Source organism: Nitrososphaerales archaeon (assembly GCA_032906765.1).
Classification (GTDB): Archaea; Thermoproteota; Nitrososphaeria; order Nitrososphaerales; family Gagatemarchaeaceae; genus DASPPF01.
In genome coordinates, this window is record JAJTZB010000003.1 from 114,177 (window position 1) to 136,892 (window position 22,716).

The 22,716-nt window shown below is 60.0% G+C and carries 28 protein-coding genes; 7 read left to right on the forward strand and 21 right to left on the reverse strand.

Going from position 1 to position 22,716, the window contains the following annotated elements:
* The 4 genes from LYZ69_04345 to LYZ69_04360 form a co-directional block, all read right to left on the reverse strand.
* Positions 1-249 (reverse strand): hypothetical protein, encoded by a 249-nt coding sequence (locus tag LYZ69_04345; GenBank protein MDV3277680.1) that lies wholly within the window; start codon positions 247-249, stop codon positions 1-3.
* Between the two features lie 70 nt (positions 250-319).
* Positions 320-607, reverse strand: coding sequence for a hypothetical protein (locus LYZ69_04350; GenBank protein MDV3277681.1), 288 nt, complete (start codon positions 605-607; stop codon positions 320-322).
* A gap of 9 nt (positions 608-616) precedes the next feature.
* Positions 617-799 (reverse strand): zinc finger domain-containing protein, encoded by a 183-nt coding sequence (locus tag LYZ69_04355; GenBank protein ID MDV3277682.1) that lies wholly within the window; start codon positions 797-799, stop codon positions 617-619.
* 58 nt (positions 800-857) lie between these two features.
* On the reverse strand, positions 858-2,006 hold the full coding sequence (locus tag LYZ69_04360; protein ID MDV3277683.1) for an NAD(P)/FAD-dependent oxidoreductase: 1,149 nt from the start codon (positions 2,004-2,006) through the stop codon (positions 858-860).
* A 59-nt stretch (positions 2,007-2,065) separates the two neighbouring features.
* On the opposite strand from LYZ69_04360, the gene pth2 reads away from it, so the two are divergent.
* Genes pth2 through LYZ69_04375 form a run of 3 tightly spaced genes read left to right on the forward strand, consistent with a single transcriptional unit; the run spans position 2,066 to position 4,723 of the window.
* Complete coding sequence (gene pth2 / locus LYZ69_04365) at positions 2,066-2,413, forward strand: peptidyl-tRNA hydrolase Pth2 (GenBank protein MDV3277684.1); 348 nt, start codon at positions 2,066-2,068, stop codon at positions 2,411-2,413.
* Positions 2,410-3,678, forward strand: a complete 1,269-nt coding sequence (locus LYZ69_04370; protein MDV3277685.1) for a tRNA pseudouridine(13) synthase TruD — start codon at positions 2,410-2,412, stop codon at positions 3,676-3,678. The genes pth2 and LYZ69_04370 overlap by 4 nt, the downstream gene beginning before the upstream one ends.
* A 49-nt stretch (positions 3,679-3,727) precedes the next feature.
* A complete protein-coding gene (locus LYZ69_04375) occupies positions 3,728-4,723 on the forward strand; it encodes an NAD(P)/FAD-dependent oxidoreductase (GenBank protein MDV3277686.1) in 996 nt (331 codons plus the stop codon).
* 2 nt (positions 4,724-4,725) lie between these two features.
* Here the strand turns inward: LYZ69_04375 and LYZ69_04380 are convergent, their stop codons facing one another.
* From LYZ69_04380 to LYZ69_04390, 3 genes are read right to left on the reverse strand one after another with little or no spacing between them, the layout of a single operon-like run.
* Entirely contained in the window at positions 4,726-5,187 is a 462-nt protein-coding gene (locus LYZ69_04380; protein ID MDV3277687.1) for a 50S ribosomal protein L15e, read from the reverse strand.
* Between the two features lie 40 nt (positions 5,188-5,227).
* Positions 5,228-6,139, reverse strand: a complete 912-nt coding sequence (locus LYZ69_04385; protein ID MDV3277688.1) for a hydroxyacid dehydrogenase — start codon at positions 6,137-6,139, stop codon at positions 5,228-5,230.
* Positions 6,136-7,383 carry an FAD-dependent oxidoreductase gene (locus LYZ69_04390; GenBank protein MDV3277689.1) on the reverse strand — a complete coding sequence of 416 codons (1,248 nt, stop codon included), beginning with the start codon at positions 7,381-7,383 and terminating at the stop codon, positions 6,136-6,138. Before LYZ69_04390 ends, LYZ69_04385 begins: the two co-directional genes overlap by 4 nt.
* A 55-nt stretch (positions 7,384-7,438) precedes the next feature.
* Between LYZ69_04390 and LYZ69_04395 the strand changes: the two genes are divergently transcribed.
* Positions 7,439-8,644 carry a redox-regulated ATPase YchF gene (locus LYZ69_04395; GenBank protein MDV3277690.1) on the forward strand — a complete coding sequence of 402 codons (1,206 nt, stop codon included), beginning with the start codon at positions 7,439-7,441 and terminating at the stop codon, positions 8,642-8,644.
* On the opposite strand, the gene LYZ69_04400 is transcribed toward LYZ69_04395, so the two are convergent.
* From LYZ69_04400 to LYZ69_04440, 9 genes are read right to left on the reverse strand one after another with little or no spacing between them, the layout of a single operon-like run.
* Positions 8,624-9,247 (reverse strand): 30S ribosomal protein S3ae, encoded by a 624-nt coding sequence (locus LYZ69_04400; GenBank protein MDV3277691.1) that lies wholly within the window; start codon positions 9,245-9,247, stop codon positions 8,624-8,626. The genes LYZ69_04395 and LYZ69_04400 overlap by 21 nt on opposite strands.
* A gap of 34 nt (positions 9,248-9,281) precedes the next feature.
* Positions 9,282-10,562 (reverse strand): serine--tRNA ligase, encoded by a 1,281-nt coding sequence (gene serS / locus LYZ69_04405; protein MDV3277692.1) that lies wholly within the window; start codon positions 10,560-10,562, stop codon positions 9,282-9,284.
* A gap of 17 nt (positions 10,563-10,579) precedes the next feature.
* Positions 10,580-10,834, reverse strand: a complete 255-nt coding sequence (locus tag LYZ69_04410; GenBank protein ID MDV3277693.1) for a hypothetical protein — start codon at positions 10,832-10,834, stop codon at positions 10,580-10,582.
* Positions 10,831-12,237, reverse strand: a complete 1,407-nt coding sequence (locus LYZ69_04415; protein MDV3277694.1) for a DHH family phosphoesterase — start codon at positions 12,235-12,237, stop codon at positions 10,831-10,833. Before LYZ69_04415 ends, LYZ69_04410 begins: the two co-directional genes overlap by 4 nt.
* Before the next feature lie 19 nt (positions 12,238-12,256).
* Positions 12,257-12,706 (reverse strand): 30S ribosomal protein S15, encoded by a 450-nt coding sequence (locus LYZ69_04420; GenBank protein ID MDV3277695.1) that lies wholly within the window; start codon positions 12,704-12,706, stop codon positions 12,257-12,259.
* Between the two features lie 24 nt (positions 12,707-12,730).
* A complete protein-coding gene (locus LYZ69_04425) occupies positions 12,731-13,258 on the reverse strand; it encodes a hypothetical protein (protein ID MDV3277696.1) in 528 nt (175 codons plus the stop codon).
* Between the two features lie 52 nt (positions 13,259-13,310).
* A complete protein-coding gene (locus LYZ69_04430; GenBank protein MDV3277697.1) occupies positions 13,311-13,985 on the reverse strand; it encodes a Kae1-associated serine/threonine protein kinase in 675 nt (224 codons plus the stop codon).
* Positions 13,954-14,946 (reverse strand): N(6)-L-threonylcarbamoyladenine synthase Kae1, encoded by a 993-nt coding sequence (kae1, locus tag LYZ69_04435; GenBank protein ID MDV3277698.1) that lies wholly within the window; start codon positions 14,944-14,946, stop codon positions 13,954-13,956. The genes LYZ69_04430 and kae1 overlap by 32 nt, the downstream gene beginning before the upstream one ends.
* A gap of 8 nt (positions 14,947-14,954) precedes the next feature.
* A complete protein-coding gene (locus tag LYZ69_04440; GenBank protein ID MDV3277699.1) occupies positions 14,955-15,476 on the reverse strand; it encodes a hypothetical protein in 522 nt (173 codons plus the stop codon).
* Between the two features lie 54 nt (positions 15,477-15,530).
* Between LYZ69_04440 and LYZ69_04445 the strand changes: the two genes are divergently transcribed.
* The 3 genes from LYZ69_04445 (at position 15,531) to LYZ69_04455 (ending at position 16,625) form a co-directional block, all read left to right on the forward strand.
* Positions 15,531-15,956, forward strand: a complete 426-nt coding sequence (locus LYZ69_04445; GenBank protein MDV3277700.1) for a hypothetical protein — start codon at positions 15,531-15,533, stop codon at positions 15,954-15,956.
* Positions 15,957-16,054: 98 nt separating this feature from the next.
* Complete coding sequence (locus tag LYZ69_04450; protein ID MDV3277701.1) at positions 16,055-16,267, forward strand: hypothetical protein; 213 nt, start codon at positions 16,055-16,057, stop codon at positions 16,265-16,267.
* Positions 16,248-16,625 carry an SCP2 sterol-binding domain-containing protein gene (locus LYZ69_04455; GenBank protein ID MDV3277702.1) on the forward strand — a complete coding sequence of 126 codons (378 nt, stop codon included), beginning with the start codon at positions 16,248-16,250 and terminating at the stop codon, positions 16,623-16,625. Before LYZ69_04450 ends, LYZ69_04455 begins: the two co-directional genes overlap by 20 nt.
* Here the strand turns inward: LYZ69_04455 and LYZ69_04460 are convergent.
* From LYZ69_04460 to LYZ69_04480, 5 genes are read right to left on the reverse strand one after another with little or no spacing between them, the layout of a single operon-like run.
* On the reverse strand, positions 16,622-17,053 hold the full coding sequence (locus tag LYZ69_04460) for a Zn-ribbon domain-containing OB-fold protein (protein MDV3277703.1): 432 nt from the start codon (positions 17,051-17,053) through the stop codon (positions 16,622-16,624). The genes LYZ69_04455 and LYZ69_04460 overlap by 4 nt on opposite strands.
* Positions 17,054-17,057: 4 nt before the next feature.
* Entirely contained in the window at positions 17,058-18,218 is a 1,161-nt protein-coding gene (locus LYZ69_04465) for a thiolase domain-containing protein (GenBank protein ID MDV3277704.1), read from the reverse strand.
* Positions 18,219-18,230: 12 nt separating this feature from the next.
* On the reverse strand, positions 18,231-19,391 hold the full coding sequence (locus LYZ69_04470; GenBank protein MDV3277705.1) for an acyl-CoA dehydrogenase family protein: 1,161 nt from the start codon (positions 19,389-19,391) through the stop codon (positions 18,231-18,233).
* A gap of 47 nt (positions 19,392-19,438) precedes the next feature.
* Positions 19,439-21,427: an enoyl-CoA hydratase-related protein gene (locus tag LYZ69_04475; protein MDV3277706.1), complete on the reverse strand. Its 1,989-nt coding sequence runs from the start codon at positions 21,425-21,427 to the stop codon at positions 19,439-19,441.
* 46 nt (positions 21,428-21,473) lie between these two features.
* Positions 21,474-22,619 carry a CoA transferase gene (locus LYZ69_04480; GenBank protein MDV3277707.1) on the reverse strand — a complete coding sequence of 382 codons (1,146 nt, stop codon included), beginning with the start codon at positions 22,617-22,619 and terminating at the stop codon, positions 21,474-21,476.
* Positions 22,620-22,716 lie beyond the last annotated feature (97 nt).

Genomic DNA, 22,716 nt, shown 5'->3' on the forward strand with positions numbered 1-22,716 from the left:
TCACTCGTTGATGCGGGGGATGCGCTGCTCCTCTTCCGGCTTCTCTAGGACCTCGAGCCTGCGCTTGTCCTTCCCGACCCAACGGACGCTGATCAGACCAAGAATCTCGAGCTGCATCAGCACCTTGTTAAGCTCGTCCGGCGAGCACTTCGTTCCGTTCTTGTTCAGCGCCTCCAGTAGGTCACCGTCAGTGGAGTTCTTCTTCTCCTTCAGCCACTCGAACGCTGCGTATCTGAGAGGGTACTTCATAGAATCACTTCGGCAGAGGCGGCAGGTACCTCTGTTCCTCGTCTGGTATAAAAGCTCTGTCGGCGCTCGTTCACTGAGGAGGTAGCTTGCTGGACATCCTGCTGACGCCCATGAACTCGCACTGCCCGACGAGGGGAGCGGTGGAGACGGCCGCCTCGACCTTGTCGATTATTCCCTCTCCCTCTGGTGCAACTATGTCGAGGATTAGGGCCGACAGGCCGAACGCTATGGGCTCGATCTTCTGGGCCCTGACCTGTGTCTCGGCCGGAAGTACGCTGGTCACTAAATCAACTATCTTCTTGTGCTCCGTAGTAGTGTCCTGCGGGAGGACCTTGAGCCTGATGACGTATGAGCCCATCGTGCCCACCTAAGGACCTTCGAACCCGCAGCTGACGCACTTGTATCTGCGCGAGAACTTCCTGCACTTCTCGCATCTCCATATCAGCACCTCGTGACAGTTGGGGCAGTAGAACTTGGACGCCCTCTCTCCCGGCTTGATTGGCCTGTTGCACGAGCTGCAGAGTGGGAGCGATATGGTGCTCTGGGACATGTTCGGATGAAAACCCCCGTGGAGGCTGGCTGATATGCTTTGCTCCGTCACGAGCCGGTTACGAGCCCGTCAGGAGCGACCTGGCTCCCGCAGAGGCGACAACCCTAGCTACCCTGAGAAGGCCCCCCACCCCAACGGCTCCGAGAAGAGCAGTTGCGTGAAAGTCGAAGTCGGACTGTGAGAGCCTGGAGAGGAGCTTCGGAGTGGCCAAGGCCGTCACGAGCGCGTCGAGGTCCTTGTTGGAAAGATTCTCGAAGACCCTCCTCAGCCTGAGCATACTCCTCATCTCCTTGAGGAAGCGCGATTCCCAATCTGGTTGGTAGTTGTCCAGTAAGGAGGGGTCGTTGAGCTGGAGCGCATCGTTGACCCACCTCGCACCGGTCACCGCCCCCCCAATCGACGTCATTATTCCTCCTGCGGTGGTCGGCTTCACCTGGCCGGCAGACTCGCCCACCAAGACCCTCCTACCCTGAACAAAGGGGCCTACAGGTCCGCCGACGTAGATGGGAGCGGCCACCCTCCTGAGCAGCTTGTGAGGCCTGGACAGTAGGAAGCCGTCTAAGGCTTTGAATGCGTTGACTCCCCAGCCTGCAGCCCCGACCTTGGCCCTGCCTGATCCGTAGGGTATCACCCATGCAAAGAACCCCGGGTACTTCGCCGCGTCGACGAATACCTCAACAGTCCTCTCTCTCAGCCAGTCGGCCTCGATCTCGTACTTCGCTGCTGGAATGATTCCCCGCCTGGGGGCAGAGGCTGGCCCCGTCGCGTCAACGAAATACTTCGCCCGGAGGGTCTCTCTTCCCACCTTGACGGCTACGCCATCGTCCGTCTCGCGGTGTCCTGAGACCCTGGCGCCAGTCCTCACCACAGCGCCCCACGACTCTGCCTTCTCCTTGACGTGCTTGTCGTAGGCGCTCCTGTCGAGCACCACAACGTTCAGGGCAGTAGCGTTGACAGCAAGCTCGTTACCGGCTGGTGAGTGAATGACGCCCGAGGCTATCTCGTTCTGGATGACGTGCTTCTCCGGGGCGAACCCGAACCTTCGCAACCCGCGGAGACTGACGAGCCCGTCGCACTTCTCCGGTTCGCCTATCTCCTCGTGCTCCTCCGCCACAAGGACCGTGAGCCCCCTCTTCGCTGCTTCTGCCGCAAAGGCGAGGCCGGCGATGCTTCCTCCTGCCACGATGGCGTCGTATTCCCTGCTCAAGAAACGGGGACCTTTGCGCAAGCCTTAACCCCGCTGGTATAAACCGTTGGGAAGAGAACTTGAAGCAGGCCGTGGTCGTGAGGAACGACCTGAAGATGGGGAAGGGGAAGATCGCCGCCCAGGTCGCCCACGCCTCCCTCTCCGCGGCCGAGGAGGCGATGAAGAAGCGCGAGACTTGGTACGATGAATGGAAGTCGGGAGGACAGAGGAAGGTCGTGCTCAAGGTGCAATCCGAGGGGGAACTCGGCGAGGTATTCAGGAAAGCGAAGGCCGCGAAACTGCCCGCGGCCCTGATTGAAGATAGGGGGCTCACCCAGGTCGAGCCGGGGACAGTGACGTGCGTGGGGATCGGCCCCGGGCCAGATGACGCAATCGACTCGATAACCGGGAAGCTCAAGCTGCTATGACCCTGCCGCCCGAGCTGGACAGGGCGGTCGGCATGGAAGTGTACGCCAGCGGTACCAAGCCGTGCAAGGCCACGCTCAGGTCCACAGACGAGGACTTCAGGGTCGAGGAAGCGCTCGGGGAACTCACGGTGGAGGAGGCGCCCCTGCCTGGCCACCTCCCACTCTACAGGGTTGAGAAGAGCTCGATAGACACCTTCCACCTCGCGAGAGCCATGGCAGAGGTACTGAAGAGCAGGGTCAGCTACGCAGGCATCAAAGACAAGAGAGCTGCCGCAGTCCAGTTTGTGACCCCCACTAGCACGAGGTCGATGAGGCCGGAGAGGATCGAACGGGAGAACTTCAGCGCTGTGCTGGTCGGGTACGTGCCGAGGCCTCTGTCGCGGCAGATGGCGTCGGGCAACAGGTTCAGGATTGTCCTCAGGAACTGCGGCCCGGCCATCCAAGCCTGCATCGACGAGGTGTACGGGCTCGCTGCTTCTCTGCACCTGCCCAACTTCTACGGTCTGCAGAGGTTCGGGGCAAGGGACGCCATCACGCACAGGGTGGGCAGAGCTCTCGTGAAGAGGCGGTTCGCCGACGCCGTCGGGACGCTACTGTTCGAGCCGAGGAGCATGGACAACGAGACGACATCCGAGGCGAGGAAACTGATGTCCGATGGGCGATACTCGGAGGGATACAAAATGCTCCCGCCGAAGCAGAACGTTGAGAGGATGGCGGCCCACCACCTAACGAGGAAGCCTGATGACGCCGTGGGCGCCATACGGGCGGTCCCGATTGCGCTCAGGAGGTTCTACACCCAGGCCTACCAGTCCTATCTGTTCAACAGGACACTCAGCCTCGCGCTAAGGGATGGGCTCGACCTCTCGAAGGCGGAGCGGGGCGACAACTGGGGCGAGACGACGCGGGATGGGCTCAACCTGGGGAAGGTGCACGGTGTGAAGGAGCCCATGGAGGCTGGCGCAGTGCCCGTCGTCCAGTTCGCGGGTTACGCGTACAGGAACTACGGCTCAAGGTTCGACCGCTGCCTCGAGGAGGTCATGAAGGAGGAGCAGGTTGCCCCGAAGGACTTCTACATTGAGGACATGCAGGAGGTGAGCGTTGAGGGCGGGTTCAGAAGGCCCCATCTCGCCGTCAGCGGCGCATCGCACGAGCTCTCTGACGGCAACGCTGTGATGACGTTCACTCTGCCGAGAGGGGGCTACGCGACAGTCCTCCTGAGGGAAGTGATCAAGCCGTCCGACCCCGTGAGAGCAGGATTCGCGTAGTCTGCGAGAATGCTTATACCACCAACAAGATTGGCCGAACCGAAAGAAGATGTCTCAGGACGTCTACGACATCACAATAATCGGCGCTGGGCCGACTGGGCTTTTCGCAGCTTTCTACGCTGGCCTGAGGGTGATGAAGACCAAGTTGATGGACGCACTGGAGCAGCCCGGCGGGCAGGTGGCCGTTCTGTATCCGGAGAAGTACATCTTCGACGCGCCCGGCTATGCGAAGATACTTGCGAAAGACCTGGTGAAGAATCTTGTCGAACAGGCGTACCAGGCCAACCCGACTGTCGTTCTGGGTGAGAGGATTATTTCCTTCCGGAAGGAAGACGGCATCTTCGAGATTACGACTGACAAAGGGACGAAACACTATACCAAGACGATTCTCATAGCCGCAGGTGTCGGGGCGTTCGCACCGAACAAGCTGGAGGCGGCCGGAGTGCCAGAGTATGAGGGGAGGGGAATCTACTACTTCGTGAAGGAGAAGGTGGCCTTCAAGGGGAAGAAGCTGATGATTGTAGGCGGAGGTGACTCGGCCGTGGACTGGGCGCTGAGCATGAGGGACGTCGCTGAGAAGATCACACTGGTGCACAGGAGAGACGTCTTCAGGGCGCACGAACAGAGCGTCACTGAGCTGATGCACTCGAACGTGGATGTGAAGCTGTTTTACGAAGTCAGGAAGGTGGTCGGGGACGGGAAGACCGTAAAGCAGGCTGTGATCTTCGACAACAGGAGCAACGCCGAGACGACGCTGGACGTCGACGCCATCTTGGTGAACATAGGGTTCAGGGCGGACCTCGGACCGATCAAGGACTGGGGGCTCGAGATAAACGGCAGGGAGTTGGTCTGCAACGGCAGGATGGAGACGAAGGTGCCCGGAATATACGTCGCGGGCGATATCGCAGGTCCGGCGGAGGCAGTGAAGCTCAACCTCATCGCCACGGGTTACGCCCAGGCGGCAATCGCAGTGAACGTTGCGAAGTCCTTCGTGGACCCGAACTCCAAGATATTCCCTGGCCACAGCAGCGAGATGAAGAAGTAGCCCTAGACAGTCAGGCCCAGTACCCTTCGGTAGTTGAAGTCGCTCTTGACTGAAGGATGCAGTGGGTCGACGAGCACGCATTCGTACCATGCAAACCTTCCGTCCTTCCAGATCAGGTAGGACCCGAGGACCTTCATGTTGGGATAACGCTCCGAGACCCTCCTCTCGGCAACGGTCTGCGAAGAGACTGCGGACTTTATTTTGAGGACGCCCATGTGCTTCGGCCTCCTCCCTGACGTAGGCCTCTGATGCCTCATCCCTCCCCTTGAGACCCTCGCCCTCACCACGATGACTCCCTCCTTTGCTTTGTAGCCCAAAGACCTCGCCCGGTCGAGCCTGGAGGGACGCTCAATCCTCTTCATGGCAGGCTCCTTGCGCAACTCTACTGCTCTCGCCCGGATGTTCCCCGCCTTCTCGTGGAAGATACCCTGCCAGGAACGAGAGATTTGCCTGTACATGGCCATCGGTCGGCCCGTTCTCGGTCGGCAAATAAACGTTCTGAGATTAGGAAGCTGAGAAGAAGGCCCTGATCTTTTCGCCGACGACTGCTATTGCGCTGACCTGGGCCTCGGCTGTCTGGCCGCCGATGTGGGGGGTGATTATGAGGTTGGGGGTCGACAGCAATTCCCCGCTCGGCGGTTCCTTCTCGAAGACGTCAAGCGCCGCACCGGCTATAACGCTGTTCCTGAGCGCCACTGAGAGGGAGTGTTCGTCCACGACTCCTCCCCTCGACGTATTGATTAGGAAAGCGCTTCTCTTCATGGAAGATAGCCGGGCCGAGTCGACCATGCGTTTCGTCTGCTCCGTGAGGGGGACGTGAAGCGTGACGTAGTCTGATGACGCGAAGAGCTCGGCGAGGTCCACGACCCGGCAGCGCAGCTCGTTGATAACTTCGGGCGAAATCGGAATCACGTCGTAGATCAGGATCGACATTCCGAGCACTCTCGCGATCGCCCCTATCCTCTTCCCTATCCTGCCCAGGCCCACGATGCCCAGCGTCTTTCCCTTCAGCTCGACACCAATCAGGGAGTTCTTCTCCCACCTCCCTGCCTTCGTTGTCTGGTCCGCCTGGACCAGCTTCCTGCTTAGAGCCAACATGAGGAGAACAACGTGCTCTGCGACAGCCTCGACAAGAGATTCCGGGCTGTTGACCACCTCGACCCCTTTGCTCTTTGCGTAGTCAACGTCGACGTTGTCCAAGCCAGTGCCCGGCCTTGCCACGAGCTTGAGAGCCGCGGCCCTGTCGAGGATATCCCTGTCCACCTTCGTCCTGCTTCTGACAACGAGAGCCTCGTACCCCCCGACGATTTTGAGGAGCTCGTCCTTGGCGATGTCGGGCCTGTAGTCTACCCTGAAGCTGGGACCAAGCGAGAGTTGTTCGATCTCTACGTGGTCGCAAACGAGGACCCTGATCACTGATTCCCCATCTCCTTCCTGAGCGCCTCTCTCGCGGTCTCGACGATGGGCGATATATCGCTTGGGCTCGACGTCTCCGCGTAGGCGAGTTGCTCAAGGTTCAACCCGGCGGAGACTGCCAAGGACAGTGAGTCGGCAAAGAGGTCTGCGTCTCTGCCCACCAACTGCGCGCCCAGCACTGCAGTTGTTCCTCTCTCCACCACCAGGGAGCATGCTACCCTGCCCTCCCGCATCCATGAGGCCTCAAAGGCAGCCAGCCCGGCCACCGAAGCTTCCGCAATGGTAAGGCCCGATGATGCGACCCAGAGCCCGAAGACCTTCTTTGTGTAGGAACCGGTGACCTTGGCGGTCTTGTGGGCTCCTGCAACGTTGGCTCCGGCGACTCGGCCCATGGCCAAGGCAGACGAGTCTGACATCATGGTCATGGTTGTGGACCCAGTTACGACCTCCGCACAGTCCCCTGCTGCGAAGACGCCGGGCTGACTCGAGTTCATCGAGTCGGCCACTACGACCCCTCCGTAACGCCCCACCTTGGCCAGGGTAGCGGGCGGTGCGGGCTCGACTCGCGGCAAGACGATAAAGCCGTCGCAGGGGTGCACATCCCCCGAAGCCACGACTGCCTCGACCCTGTCGACGCCCACAACCTTCTGCGGCTTCGAGTCGAACACCCTAATGCCGAGAGAGTCCGCCGCAGCGAGGAGGAGACTCCTCGGGCCCTCGCTGAGCTGAGACGAGAACAACCCGGAAGGGGAGAGGAGAAAGACAAGGATGCCGAGGGCGTGGAGCCTTTCCGCAACTTCAGCTGCAGCCACGCCGGACCCATAGACGGCGACAACCTGGTATCCTCTGGCGGATTCCTTCAGGCGGATGAACCCTTCCTCCGAGTCCAAAACGTGGACTCCGGTCTTCGTGCCTCCCGGTAGCGGTTCAGGCGCCGCCCTGCTGCCGGTGGCAAGAACAACTGCATCGAACTGTGACGCAGAACCTCGGACCTTTAGCCGGGGGCCTGAGTCCACTCCTGCGACGGACTGACCCAGGCTGACCTCGACACCATTCCCAGTAAGGACTTCGACCTGTTCCCTGCCTGGCGGGCCGCCACTCGACAGAATCGACGGCCAGCTGCTCCTCCTGCTTGGAATCTGTCGCGACGCTTCGAACAGAGTTACGCGCGCCCCCATCCGCGCAGCTTCAAGCGCAGCTGCAACTCCAGCAATCCCGGCGCCTATGACCCCGACCCTTGGCAAACCATCAAAGACAAGCCGTTAGAGGGTTATAACATCCCGCATAGCGCAGACGGGCGTGCTTGTCGGGGTAATCGGAAAGCCGAACGTCGGGAAATCGACATTCTTCTCGGCTGCCACACTGAAGGATGTCCCAATTGCTGACTACCCATTCACGACGATAAAGCCGAACGTCGGCGTTGCGTATCTCAGGACAAAATGCGTCTGTAGGGAGATGGGCGTAGTTGACAAGCCGAGGAACTCGGTCTGCGTAGACGGCACGAGACTGATCCCTGTCAGGCTGGTCGATGTGGCAGGGCTCGTCGAGGGCGCTTCGCATGGGAGGGGCTTGGGCAATCAGTTCCTCGACGACATCCGTCAGGCAGACGCCCTGATTCACGTCGTGGACGCCTCCGGGTCTACAGACGCCGAAGGGAGGAAGGTGCCTGCGGGCTCCCACGACCCGACCGGAGACATATCCATGGTGGAGAAGGAGTTCGACCTGTGGGTCTTCGGCCTCCTGAAGAAGGACTGGGAGAAGGCAGCCAAGCTAACTGAGCAGTCCGCCGGAAAGATAGTCGACCATCTTGCCAACAGGCTTAGCGGCCTCTCAATCACAATCGGGGACGTGGAGCAAGTAATGCTTCACGCCCATCTGAGGGCGGAGAAGCCGACTAGTTGGACGGACGAACAGCTGATGCAGCTCGTCACCGAGCTCAGGAGACTGACAAAGCCTAGCCTGATAGCGGCCAACAAGGCTGACCTGCCCGCAGCGAAGGAGAACATTGGTAGGCTCAAGGCGACCGGAAGGTTGGTTGTGCCCTGCGCCTCGGAGGCCGAACTGCTACTTCGGAAGGCAACGGATCACGGACTCGTCAGGTACACCCCGGGGAACCCTTCGTTCAGCGTCACCTCGCCAGAGAAGCTCACAGCCGCCCAGGCGGGAGCGATCAAGATGGTGGAGGACATGGTGTTCAAGGCCTACAGCGGGACCGGAGTCCAGGAAGCGATCAACCAGGCGTACTTCTCTCTCCTCAACGCCGTTGTCGTCTTCCCTGTCGAGGATGAAACGAGGCTCAGTGACAAGGACGGCAACGTGCTGCCAGACGCATTCGTGATGAGGGGAGGCTCGACATCCCTTGACCTCGCGAGGACCGTCCACACAGAGCTTGCAGAGGGGTTCCTCTATGCGGTAGACGCCAGGACTAGGAAGAGGCTGGCCGCGGACCACAGGCTTGCCAACAGGGACATCGTCAAGATAGTCTCAAGCAGCAAGAGGGGCTAGCGGTTCCACTTTCCTCTGCTCTCCCCTTGAGATGAGTTTGCTCTTCCTGACTCCCACATGCCTGAGGTGAGTCACCTTCTTCGCCTCGTTGTAGACGTCTGAGGCCACCTTCTGGAGGACGAGCTCCTGCGCGAACTGCTCGTATGTGAGGCTGGCCGCCCTTTCCTTGATCACCTTGTCCATAATCAGCCTCAGGTCGTGCTTCTTCGAGCTGTTCATTTTCCCCTGGGAGAGCGCCGTGCAGTAGACCCTCGCCGTGAATCCGTCCTTCGTGTTGTAGTCCTTTATCAGGTCGGACATGGACGAGCCGCGCCTAATCAGGCTCCGCAGGAACTCCCTGGAGTATTCGTGGCCCTTGAAGATTGTGTGGGCAATCTCGCCGTCGACCTTGTCAATCTGGAAGAAGAGTCTGAATGCGTAATGCTGCGGGTCCTGCTTGAGGATGTCGTAGAGTGTAGTCTCAATGACTCTGCCGCCGGGCTTCTCGAGGTCCGTGAGCGGAACCCTGGCAATCGGCGCGCTGCCGAAAGAAGGCGAGGCTAGCACAGTCACCCAGGACTTCAGCTTCCACTTGTCCCTCACCTTCGCTACTTTCTTTGGCAATCGAACGCGCCCCAACTCGAACGGGCTTATAACCTCATTGATGTCCGAGCCGTTCTATTCCGTTCATGTAGGCCACCAGAGGCCTCGGGATCGACACAGACCCATCCTTTCTCTGGAAGTTCTCGACGATCGCAACGAGGGCCCTGGTCGTCACGGCAGTTGAGTTGAGTGTGTGGACGAGCCTCGTCTGCTCGCTCGTCTTGGCCCTGCACCTGATCTTGAGTCGCCTGGCCTGATAGTCGGTGCAGTTGCTGCAGGAAACCATCTCCCTGAACTTCTGTTGGACTGGCATCCATGCCTCCAGGTCGTACTTCTTCGCAGCCACAGAGCCCATGTCGCCTGTGCACACGTTGACTATCCTGTAGTGAAGCCCGAGGCTCTGGAAGATCTCCTCGGAGTTTCGTATCAGCTCCTCGTGAAGGCCCCAGCTCCGGTCCGGCTCGCTGAAGGCAATCTGCTCCACTTTGTAGAATTGGTGGGTCCTGAAGATTCCCTTCGTGTCCCTGCCGTGGGCACCTGCCTCCACCCTGAAGCAGGGAGAGAACCCGCAGTACTTTATGGGCAGGCTGCTTGCGTCGAGGATCTCGTCCATGTGCATTGCAACAAGCGGGTGTTCCGAGGTCGCGATCATGTACAGGTCTTCGCCCTCCACCTTGTAGATTACAGGACCGAAGTCTCCCAGGTCTGTGACCCCCGAGTATGGCTCCCTCCTCATCATGAAGGGCGGCTCGAGTGGGACGTAGCCCTTCTTGGACAGGAAGTCGAGCGCGTAACGCATTATCGAGTGCTCGAGTTTCACAGCGTCCCCTTTCAGGAAGAAGAACCTGGCCCCGGATATCTTGCTGGCGCGCTCCACGTCGACGAACCCGAGGTCTGTGAGTATGTCGATGTGGTCCTTCGGCTTGAAGTCGAACTTCACCGGGACCCCCCAGGTTCGGACTGTGACGTTCTCGCTGTCGTCCTTGCCTGTCGGCACGCTCTCGTGGAGGATGTTCGGCAAAGACATGAGAATTTCGTTCAGCCTAGCGAGCCTCGTCTCTGCCTCTGCGTCCAGCTGCTTCGTCCTGACGGGGATCTCCTTTGCCTCTCTCAGTTTTGCATCTGCCGACTTGCCGCTCCGCTTTAGCGTAGCCACTTCCACGGTCAGCTCGTTCTGTTTGTGCCTCAACTCCTCGACCTGTGTCTTCAACTTCCTCCATTCCACGTCGCACTGTATCGCCTCGTCCACTGAGGGCAGCCTGTCAAGCAGCCCCCTCCGCCGCAGGTCCTTCCTGATCGTGTCTGGTGTCTCCCTCAGCAACTTGACGTCGAGCAAACTGATCCTCCTCAGCCTCACTCATCCAGAGTCCGCGATATTAGCCATATCTCTCGGAACAGAGCGACGTCGGCCAAGACCGACTCCAGGGAGGATAAGGGGGACCGAAGGCTCTCCGAGCTTATCACGAACGAGACGCTCTTCGACCGCCTGCGCATCCTGAACTTCTGGCCGACGGGCACGTTCACGTTGTCCGGTCCTAGCACAGACTCAAGCTTCTCTGCGGTGGCTCCGCCTGTGCAAGATATTCTCAGGAGGAAGGTCGCTTTCACGTGCCCACCTTTTCCAGGACAAGCTTCGAGAACGCGGCGATAGCGGAGGACGGAATCTTCGCCCCCGCGGCCATGCTGTGTCCACCTCCGACGCCGTTGACAGCTTCTGCCGCCTCACGCATCACGATGCCCAAGTTGACGGAGCCGACGTATGAGTCTCCGACCCGCGAGGATACCTTGACCTCAGTTTCGCCGGAGTCCGTCATAGCGACGACGACCTTGTCCTTGAACGCCGGGCTGGAGGTTATGATCGATGTAACCGGCCCGAGCAGCTTCTCGTCGACGAGCCCGCTCGCTTTGGCCAGCACCAGCGTCCCGTGCTGCTCGACCCTGGAGCTCTCGCCCATCAGCCCCCGGACTGCGTTGCTGATGCTGAGCCTGTACTCCGAAAGTGTCTTCATCGCGGCCTTGAGGGCCTCCCCCCTGTCGCCCAGGCAAATCGACATCCCGACTCCCGCTGCGCCCATTCTGCCGCAGGCGTTGAGTAGTGTCCCGAACTCCCTCGCGTCCCTGAGGGGGGTGAAGGAATCCTCATACTCCAGCGAGTAGACTTCGCCCACCAGGCCGGCGAGTGCGTCTGTCGCACCGCCGCTGGCCCCTATCACTCCAGCTATCACCTCCGTCAATTTCATCTTCTCTTCGCCCGTCAACTCGGAGAGAGTCCTCCAGCGGGCGCCATCCTTGAGGTTCATACCTGCCTGGAGCAGGGTGGCGAGCACAGCGTCCTTGTTTCCCGAGATTCCAGGGAGGTAAGGTGCGGAGGTGAGCGCCACAGCTTCGTGGACCGGCCTCGTCTGCCTCCCAGTGAACGTCAGGTCGTTTGAAACTGTGAGTAGGCCAGCGGCCTGCGCCTCCTCGACTGCCTTCCTGTTGAGTCCTGTCAATGACCTTCCCTGCCCTCCGTCCTGCCTGTCAGCCAACGCGCCGACCACAGCGAGGTAGGAAAGGTCCCTGCATTCCTGGTCGATAACGGAGGCGAACATGTAAGCCATCGTCGATGAGCATGCCTCCTTACCTCCGTCGTAGCCGTACTGCCACGCGTTCATGACCGACGGCTTGGCCAGATCCTCCTCGGCCAGCTGATGGTGGTCGATGACTAGGAACCTCCCGTCGAACGCGAGCTCGAGCTCGCTCACGAGAGCTGAAGCGAGGTCGGTGAAGATGTAGAAGTCGTACTTCTCCGCCTCAAGCTCCTTGATCCTTCGCGGGTCGAGGTCCGGGACCGACCGCAGGGCGACGTTGGCGCCCCTCCTCATCAGAGAGGCGAAGACGATGGATCCGCTTGCCAGCCCATCGGCGTCCACGTGTGTGACAACGAGTATCTTCTTCCCTTGCTCGGCAAGCTTGACCGTCTCCCGAGAGAGAACCTCGCACCTTGCAAGGAGACCTTCGAGGTCGGCCACTCGCCGGAGTCGCCCCCCACTACGCTAACTGGGCAACGACGGCAGTCCACTTGAAGTCGGCAGGGAGGAGCCCCTTCGCCCTGTAGTACTTCACAAGCCTGTAGATCTTCGCCTCGATGAGTTCGAGCGAGTGGACGTTCTTCCTGTCGGCCTTGTTAGCCTGCAGGTGCTTCTGCACGCGAGCCGCTCTCTCGATGAGGTCCCTCAGGTCTTGCGGGATTTGGGGCGCGTTCTTGCCCTCCCTTAGGACCTGGCCGATGGACTTCCCGAGCAGAGGCTTGACAAGTGGGACCGCGTAGTCGTCTCGAAGCGCGAGTCCTATCTGGCTGGCCGTCAGACCGTCCTTCGCAAGCTTCGCAATGGTCGTCTCCACCTCCTCCTTGCCGTAGGTCACCCACGTGGGCGATGTCTTGCTCATGGGTCTCGTCTGGTGCGACTTCCCGTGCCTGTGAGAGTGAATCCTGGCCAAGCAGTAATCAGCCTGCCCGACTCCTCAGCGTTGGGCTGATAAAGATTGCCTGCCTCTTTCGGACGTCAACCATTCTCCGAGCGCCCTCAACGCCGACGCCCTGTGCGAAATCTCGCACTTCTCCCGCAAGGAGAGTTCGGCGAGCGTCTTGCTGTATCCCACTGGGATGAAAACAGGGTCGAAGCCGAACCCGTGGGAGCCACTCGGTCTGGATGCGAGCCTGCCGCGGAGTCGTCCTACGAAGACCTTCGGCCCGATTCCACTGCTCACGTAGGCCACAGCGCTCACGAACTCTGCCGACCGGTCTCGTGTCTTGGACGCGAGCTCGAGGAGGCCCTCCAACCCGATGGTGGCGTAGACGAACGAGGCGTACGGGCCAGGGAAGCCGCGAAGAGAAGTCATGAAGAGCCCTGTGTCCTCGGCGAAGAGGGGGCGGCGGTACCTCCGGAAAGTCTCAGCCGCGGACAGGCGGGCAATCGTCGAGACGTCTGCAGACTGGACCTCCATCCCCTTACCCCTGAGTCGTCCTGGGGCGAGCCCGAACTCCTTCAACACAACCCTCGCCTCCTCGAACTTGTGGTCGTTCGAGGTCGCGAACCAGAGCTCACTCGACCCTGGCGTAGCGCCCCCTCCTTTCGATCTGTCTCAGTTGCCTGACGACCGCCTCCAGGCCCTGTTCCCCCGCGACTTCGCCGTACCCCTTCAGTAGGGCATCCATCGCCGGAACGGCCACAGAAGAGTGAGCCCCGGTGACTGTCTCCTTGATCAGGCGCAGGTCAACCGCGCGGTCCTCGAGACGCGTGGAATGGATGGAAAGCCCAAAGTCGATGAAAACGAGCTCGTCGCATCTCATGATCACGTTGGCAGTGGTGACGTCGCCGTGCATCACACCCGCAGCATGGAGCTTCGCCACTTCGCCTCCGAGCTGCTCGAAGAGGCGCACAACGTCCGCCTTTCCGCGCGTGGCTGCGGCGTCCTTCAGCCTCTCTCCCTCGATGAACTCCATGACAAGCGTCGCGTCCGGCTGGCTCACGAAGTAGAGGAATGGGGCGGCAACGCCCGCAGCCTTGGCGCTGTGTATCATTTCGGCCTCGTGAACGGTCCTGTGACGCCTGATTTGCTGGTCGAGGGCCTTTAGCCTGTAGGGGAGCGGCCTCCTCACCTTGTACACCGCAGGCCTTCCCGACCAGCGACCTAGCAGTATGTCAGCCTCCGCCCCCTTGTGGATGAGGCGGCCCGGTGTTGCCTCAGCTTCTCCAGGGAATGTCGACAGAATCAAGCCTCCACGCTTGCCTGACAGTGGACTCGCCGACGGGTATCCTGGCGCCGGACCTGAACGCGAGGTAGCCAGTCCATGCAATTTGCGCACCGCAGTCGCCGCTGTACTCGATTGGGACGGCGGTGAACCTCGCTGAGTGCCTGGCTGTCATCTCCGTCATCATCCCGGAGAGTCTTCGGTTCGCCGCGACGCCCCCGACGATCATCACCTCCTTCTTGTCGGTGAAGGCGAGCGCCCTCTCGGTGACCTCGACGACCATGGCGAAAGCTGTCTCCTGTAGAGAGAAGCAGATGTCTTCGAACGGGGTGCCTTCGTCGTAGAGATTCTTCGCAGCAGTAAGCATCCCGGAGAGGGAAACGTCGTTCCCCTTCACGCTGTACGGCAGCGGCAGATAGCCTTTCGACTTCGATGCCTCCGCCTCTATTGCCTTGCCACAGGGAGAGGGGAGACCCGCATGCCTCCCGAACTGGTCGAGCAGCTGTCCGAGTGTAAGGTCGAGAGACTCCCCCAAGACACGCCACCGTCCGCCGGAGAATGCTATTACCATCGCGTGCCCTCCCGACACAAGGAGGACGAGAGGGTCTGCAGAGCCGGTCAGCATACATCCCAACTCGATATGGCCAACGGCATGGTTTACTGGGACGAGTGGTTTCGAGAGAGAGGACGCGAGCGTGCGGGCGACGACTGCGCCGACCCTGAGGCACGGGCCCAGTCCAGGACCCATAGAATAGCAGACGGCCTTTGGTTCCTCGGGTCCGACGCCGGACTCCTCGAACGCCTTCTTCACTACGGAGGGGGCGGCGTTGAGGTGGCTCTTCGACGCCTCGAGTGGGTGTATCCCGCTACCTGCCCGCGCCTTGTAGACGTTCTTCGCGTCCGAGAGGATCTCCCCGTCTGACGAGACGACCGAGACTCCGAACGTGTGCGCTGTGCTCTCTACGCCAATCACGCAATTCTTCATGGCCGCCCCTACATCTTTCTGGACTGCCTGTAGAGGTCTCCCAGCAGGTTGACGTAGGGCTTTACCTCGACCAAGAAGTCGTCGAACTTCCCTCTTTCGAACGTGGAGGTATGCTTGCCGCCTTCGACTACAATCTTCGCTGCCAGGACTATGCCGCCACTCCGTTCGGGTTGCTTCTTCAACTTCGGGAAGTGGATGAGGGCGCCGTATCCCACCTTCTTCTGCCCTTTTGTGAATACGAGGTTGTAGTACATGCTGAGGGTCTTCGTGAACTGTTCGAGTTGCTTCTTCCTGCTCTCGCTCCTCTTCACGCTGTCAAACTCGGACAAGGCAAGCCCGTCGATCATCTCTCTCAGAAGCTTCATGTCGCTCACCTTGGATGTGTAGCCAGCGTACTCTATCGGCATCTGGTAGACGTTGTTCATCACAGCGTCCCAGTCGTCCAAGACGACGTACGTCTTAGTGTCGAGGTTCATCTCCCTCTTCAGCTCGTCAGAGAGGACGTCCTCGACGGTCAGCTTCTTGGCCATGGGAGGTGTGCGCGAAGCGCATATAGTTATCGCTTGCGGACGCTACGTCATTAGTTGAAGGGCCAGATACAATCTGTGGAAGTCTCCTACTTCATACACGCGACCGAGGACAAGGCAAGGGTCGACTCCGCAGTTGCCGGTCTTCTCGGGACAGACGCGGAGCCTGCCGCGGAGGTATTGGAGGGTCACTTCGGCAACCAAATCGTACTGGTGAAGCGCCACATCGTGGGAGAAGACGCCTCGCGCGTGTTCGGGAACATCGCTTCGAGGATGCCTGCAGAGATGAAGAGGTCCCTGAAGTCAGAGCTGAGCAAGTACGTTGACGAGCATTCTGCCCTATACCTCAGGCTGGATAAACAGAAGCTGATGTCGGGCGAAGTCGGCATGGCAGACTCCGACCCGGTGAGGGTAAAGGTCAAGCCAAGACTCTATTTGGTCAAGGGTTCTGTGTCGCAGTTCTACGGGAGGCTTCTGGGCTGAGGCGCAGGAGCAGGAAGAGGTATGTCCTTATCGAGGCGGACGGCGAACTCGACAAGACAGACCTGGAGACCCTGGGCCGATACTTCGAGCAGAGGCAGGTGAAGACGACGTTCATCACGCCGAAGGGGAACAGAGCTTCATTGATAGTGAAGACAGGGATAGACGGTGCAGATGCAGTCAGGGAATCGTGCTCCGGAATGGAGATAGGCGGAAAGAAGCTCAGGACGACACTCGTCTCCGGGAGCATAGGTAAGCTCAAAAGGCGAGTAGTGGGAGGCGAGACGACAGAAGATGCCAAAGTTCCAAAGTGACGAGTTCTTCAACGAACTCGTGGCGGCGCTCTCTGCCGATCCCAAGTGGACCGAGAGCACCAAGGGGATCAAGACATCTATGCTGTTTAACGTGACAGACACGGGTTCGAGCCACCTTCTCACCGTTGACCAGGGCGTGACCTCAGTCCAAACTGCGCCGCAAGGTGCGACTGCGGAGTTCTCGTTCGAGGGAACTTACGACGCGTGGACGAAGGTAGCGAAGGGGGAGGTGGACATACAGTCGGCCGTCTTGAAGGGTCAGCTCAAGTTCAAGGGATCGATTACGAAAATCCTGATGTACAGGGACAGGTTCATGCTGATAGCTGACCTGATGAAGAACGTTCAGAAAGAGTACTAGACAGGGACAAATACGTAGTAAGGACTTCCTTCCTTGCTAGTCCTTGTATCCACCCTCAGCTTCATTCCAGGCCTAGCCTTGTCAGGCTGAACACCCTCCAGCCAGGCCAGCACCTTGATGCCGTTAGACAGCTCGCCTATCGCTATGATGTACGGGTCGCTGTCTGCGAAGCTAGCAGGAGTGATTTGGACATAGGTGTATGTGACCAGGGTTGCGTCCCTTCCGAGTTCCACCCACTCGAGCTTGTCGCCCATACACTTCGGGCAGTCAGCCTGAGGCGGGAAGCAGACATTCCCGCAGGTCGAGCACTTCGTGGTGACGAATCTCCCCTGCTTGAGCGCGTCCCAGAACTCATGTGTCTTTCCTATCGGTATGTTGAACCGCAGAGTCAGAGTCCGTCGAGAGTGCAGGACCGGTTCTTCCGCCATGATCTCAGTTCCTCGAGAGGACAGTCACGTATGCGTAGTGGCCAGTCCCGCCGACGTTGTGGACCAGCCCGATGCCGTTCTTGATGCTGGCCTGGTGGCTGCCAGCCTCCTGCCTGAGCTGCTTCGTCACTTCGACCATCATGGAGACTCCTGTGGCTCCGATTGGGTGTCCCTTCGCCTTCAGGCCCCCGTCCAAGTTGACTGGTATTCTTCCGCCGACCTCTGTCTGGCCTTCCCTGATCAGCTTCGCTCCGTCTCCTTTCTTGCAGAACCCGAGGTCCTCGTATGCCATCAGCTCAGCGATCGTGAAACAATCGTGGCACGTGGCCACGTCGACCTGGTCAGGCCTTATCTTCGCGGATAGGTAGGCGCGCTTCGCAGCTTCGACAGTCGCTTCAAGCCCGACGTAGTCGCTCCTCTTGCTCAGGTTGGCGGAGTCGGACGAGTAGCCCACGCCCTTTATCCAGACTGGGGAGTCGGTGAGTTTCCTGGCCACATCCTCGCTCGCCAGCACGACTGCGGCAGAGCCGTCGGTGAGCGGGCAAGCATCGTAGAGCTTCAAGGGCCATGAGACGACCTGAGAGTTCAGTGCCTTCTCGAGAGTGATCTCCTTCTGGAACTGGGCCATGGGATTCATGGCGCCGTAATGGTGCGCCTTGACCGCGACACGGGACATGTCCTCCTCGGTGGTCCCGAACTTGTTCATGTGAGCCACAGCGTAGAGGGCGTAGTAAGCGGGAAATGTCATTCCGTAGTTCTCGAACTCCCACATGTAGGACCCTGCTCTCCCTATCAGCTCGACAGACGTGAGCGTGTCCACCTCCGTCATCTTCTCTACGCCGACCGCCATCGCTACGTCCCCCTCGCCGCTGACTATGCTGTTGTAGGCGGCCTTGACAGCGGCGCTCCCACTCGCGCACGCCGCCTCGACCCTCATTGTGCCGACCGAGTTCAGCCCCGCGTACTCGTTGACTATGACAGCGGGAAGCGATTCCTCGTACCATCCTCCGGCGCTTCCGACGACCACGTTCTTGATGTCCTTCTTGTCGACGCCTGCGTCGCTGACGGCCTGCTTGATCGATTCGAACGCTAGCTCAGCCACGTTGACATCTGTCCTCTTGCCGAACTTCGAGTGCCCAATCCCGACGATTGCGACCCGACTCATTTCACGGGCGCCTCACTGAGTGTCGAGGAGCTCCCTCGAGAGAATCCATCTCTGGACCTCGGAGGTCCCTTCGACTATATCAAGTATCTTGGCGTCCCTGAGGTACCTCTCCACCGGCAGCAGCTTGCTGACCCCGTAGCCTCCGTGGATTTGAATCGCCCTCTCGCAAACCCAGACGGCCGCTTCGCTCGCGAAGTATTTCGCCATCGCCGCCTCCTTCATGAACTCCCCACCGCTGTCACGGAGCGTCGCGGCGTGTAAGGTGAGCAGCCACGCTGCCCTGGTCCTTGTCGCCATGTCCGCTATCATGAACCTGATGGCCTCGTACTTCGAGAGCGGCCTGTCGAAGATGTTCCTCTTCTTGACGTACGGGAGGACCTGCTCCATCGCGGCCTCGGCAATCCCCACGGCAGCCGCTGCGGCTCCGATTCTCGACTCGGCGAGTATCGCCATGGCGATGAGGAAACCGTCGCCCTCGTGCCCGATCAAGTTCGTTGCTGGAATCTTGCAGTTCTCGAAGACGAGCTCGGCCGTGCCTGTACCCCTCGCCCCCATCACCTCGAGCCTTTGCCCCACCCTGAAACCCGGGGTCCCCTTTTCGACCACGAAGGCTGTGATGCCTGCGGCGCCGTCCTCAGGTTTGCCCGTCCTCGCGAAGAAGACGAGCACATCTGCCACCGCGCCCTGCGTGATGAACATCTTGGAGCCGTTGATGACGTAGGAATCTCCGGCCTTTGTCGCCTTCGTGGTAAGACCCGCGGCGTCCGAGCCGGCACCAGGCTCCGTGAGGCCGTACGAGCAGATGATCTCTCCCTTGGCAAGCCTGGGCAGGTACTTCGCCTTCTGCTCCTTGCTTCCGAACTTTGTTAGGACGTTGCCGGCGAGGCCGTTCTGGACTCCCATTATGAAGCTGGCAGAGAGGCTCGCCTTCGCGATTTCCTTGCCCACCACCACTGAGCCCATCAGGTCGAGGCCCAGGCCGCCGTACTCCTGGGGTGTATTCAGACCGAGGAGACCGTACTCTCCCATCTTTTTGGCGAGCTGCATCGGGTACTCGTCAGACCTGTCAATCTTCTCTGCGATAGGCAGAATCTCCCTAGCCGCGAAGTCCCGAGCCCATTTCTTGACCTCGGCGTATTCGGGCTTGACGTGGACCTCGGGGAAGTCGGACATGGTAACCTTCTTGTTACCACTATTATGCGCTTAAGATAACCCTTCCGCTACGTTCCCTTGAAGTCAGGTTCACGCTTCTCCAGCATCGCCGATATACCCTCGGAGGCGTCCTGCGTGGAGAGGAGGATCCCGAAACTCCCGGCCTCGAAGAGCTGACCGAGGTCCGTGGGGACCTGGGTGGAGAGGTTGAGCGCGTGCTTCGCGAACTTGAGCGACAAAGGAGGTTGCTTCGCGAGCTTTGTGGCGAAATCCGTGACTCCGGCTTCGAACTCGGACTTCTTGAACACCTTGTTCACTAGGCCGATCTTCAGCGCCTCCTCCGCCGGCAGCCTCTGGGCGAAGTAGATCATCTCCCTCGCGCGGGTCAGGCCCACCACCCTCGCAAGCCTTTGAGTGCCCCCGGCGCCGGGGATCAGTCCGAGCCTTGTCTCTGTCAAGCCGATCTGGGCGTCTTCAGAGGCAAGCCTGAAGTCGCACGCGAGTGCCAGCTCGCATCCTCCGCCGAAAGCCATCCCGTTGATCGCTGCTAAGACAGGCTTGTTCAGCCTCTCGACAACGGAGAAGGCCTCGAACCAGCCCCTCGCGAAGTCGAATATCTTAGCTGGAGACGAGACGTCGAAGCTAGTGAGGTCGGCTCCAGCGCTGAATGCCCTGTCCCCCTCTCCACGGAGAATGATCACCCTGACAGCGCCGTCGGCCTCGAGGTTCTTCAGAGCGGTGACGAGCTCCTGGACCAGCTTCTGCGTTATCGTGTTCAGTCTGTGCGGTCGGTTGAGCATGACCCAAGCGAGTGGTGGTACTTTCCTAACGACGATCTCCTCCATCTTTGTCTCGCTGGAAGCGTAATCATAGAACCCCTTCCCAGCCTTGCTCCCGAGCTTCCCCTCAGCGACCATGCTCGTCAGTAGCGTGTCGGGCCTGTAGAACTCCTCGTCAGCCTTCTCCTTCGCCGTCAATGACGCGACCACTCTGTCGACGCCCCAGCCGTCGGCCATCCGCAGGATGCCGTCGGGGAAGCCCAGTCCCAGCTTCACAGACCTGTCGAGATCCTCGACCGAGCAGACGCCGTTCCTCACAAGCCACGCTGCAGCGTTGACAGCTGGCGCGAACACCGTGAGCGGGTCGAGCCCTGCCCCTGCGTCCTTCGCGATGCTCGGCCTCTCCCACTGCCCCTTCCCGTAGACGTAGAATCCCTCACCGCTCTTCCTGCCGAACTTCTTCTCCTCGTACTTCTGCTTGAAGAGCGGCGCGACAAGGACGTTAGACGGGTCCCTAGACCTTACTGCTTCACCCGCCATGTAGATTGTGTCTATACCGCTGTAGTCGGCGAGCTCGAAGAGCCCCATCGGCAGCCCCACCTTGTAGAGCGCCATCGAGTCGACCTGCTCGATTGTAGCCTGCTTCCTTGAGACAACCCAGGCTGCCTCGTTCAGCAGTGGCCCCAGGATCCTGTTGACTATGAAGCCGGGGACGTCCTTGGCGCAGACGACGACCTCCTTGCCGAACCTCTTGGCCAGGGCTACTGCAAGGGAAAGCGACTCGTTGCTCGTCTTGTTCCCCCTGACCACCTCAACCAGAGGCATGAGGGGGGGAGGGTTGAAGAAGTGAATACCCACGAATTCGGACTCCCTCTTCGTTGACGAGGCAACCTCGCTGATCGGCAGCGTGCTCGTGTTAGAGGCGAAGAGAGCCCCAATCGGGGCCATCCTGTCTGCCCTGGAGAACAGGTCGCGCTTGATAGAAATGTCCTCTGGTGCAGCCTCGATGACGACGTCAGCGTGGCTCACTGCCTCGTTCAGGTCGATCGTGCCCTTGATTCTGGCGAGGGCCTCCTTTGCCTTGGCCTCGGGAATCGACTTCCTCTCGACGAACTTGGAGACGCTCCACCTTATCTTCTCAAGCGCCGAGCTGATGAACTCGTCCTTGATATCGTATAGTGTGACCTCGTAGCCTGCAAGGGCTGCAACCTCTGCGATGCCGTGGCCCATGACGCCAGCCCCCAGGACTGTGACCCTTCGGATGTCTTCTAGCTTCATGTCACTCTGAAGACGCGGGCCCTCTGGTGATAAAAGGGTTGGCGCCCTACTCGACGGCGCCGGAGTTCCTAAGCCTCGAGATCTCTGGCTTTGTATAACCCAGCGACTTCATGATCATCTCGGTGTGCTCGCCGAGCGATGGCGCAGGGGTGAATGGCTTCGACCTGAGCGGCACAGATGTCTTCAGCGGGTGGTTGAGGACTGTGGCTCCTCCCTGCACACCTACGAGCATCGATGCGGCACGTGCCCAATCGCTCTTCAGAGCCTCCTCAATTGTGAGGACGGGTGTGGCGCACGTCTCCTTCCCCATGAGTGAATTCGCCCATTCGTCGCGGGTCTTCGACGCGAAGATTCTCTTCAGCGCCAGAGTCAACTGCCTCCTCTCCCCCTTGCTGCCGAACCTCTTCTCCTCAAGATCGGGAGCGCCGAGAGCAGTGACGAGGTTGTGCCAGAACCTCTGCTCTATCGCAGCGACAGCAACATACTTGCCGTCAGAGGTCCGGAAGAGGTTGTAGTACGGGTCGGAGCCGAAGACGAGGCTGCCCCCTTCCGAAGGCGGTCTGCCCGTGGCGAGGTACGAGGAGACCGGCACGACCATCCAAGATAGCAATGAGGGAACTATCGGCACGTCGATGTAGACTGCCCCCTTCTTCCTGACCAGGGCTCCGAGGATCGCGACAGCGGCGAACATCCCGGACGCCATGTCGCCCATCTGCACGAGCGGCACCTCTGGTCTCCTCGAGTAGCCGAGCGAACCTGCCATCGCCTGGAAGTTGATGTCGTGGCCCGGCATGGAGCTGTACCTGCTCTTCTGACCGAAAGCCGAGATGGAGCAGTAGACTATGTGAGGGTTCAGCCTCCTCACTTGATCGAAGGAGAAACCGAGTCTCGCCATCGCGCCAGGCCTGAACCCCTCCACGAAGACGTCCGCGCGCCTGACGAGTCTGCGAAGGACTTCCTTTCCGGCCGGCTTCTTCAGGTCAATCCCGATGCTCAGCTTGTTCCTGTTGGCCGTGGAGTGGACGGGGCTCCGACCTGCCTTGGTCGGAGGGGTCGCGCGCATGTAGTCTCCGAGGCCGGGCTGCTCGACCTTGATCACCTCGGCGCCCATGTCGGAGAGGAGCAGGGTGCAGTACCCTCCAGGGAGAAGCCTTGTGACATCGACCACCTTGATGCCGTCGAGGAACCCCACGGCGGCTCCTCCAAGTCGGCAAATAAAACCTAAATGAGGGAGCGGAGTCGTCCAATCGACGATGAGGTGAACGCCGTCCCAGTCATAGCCCGGGTTA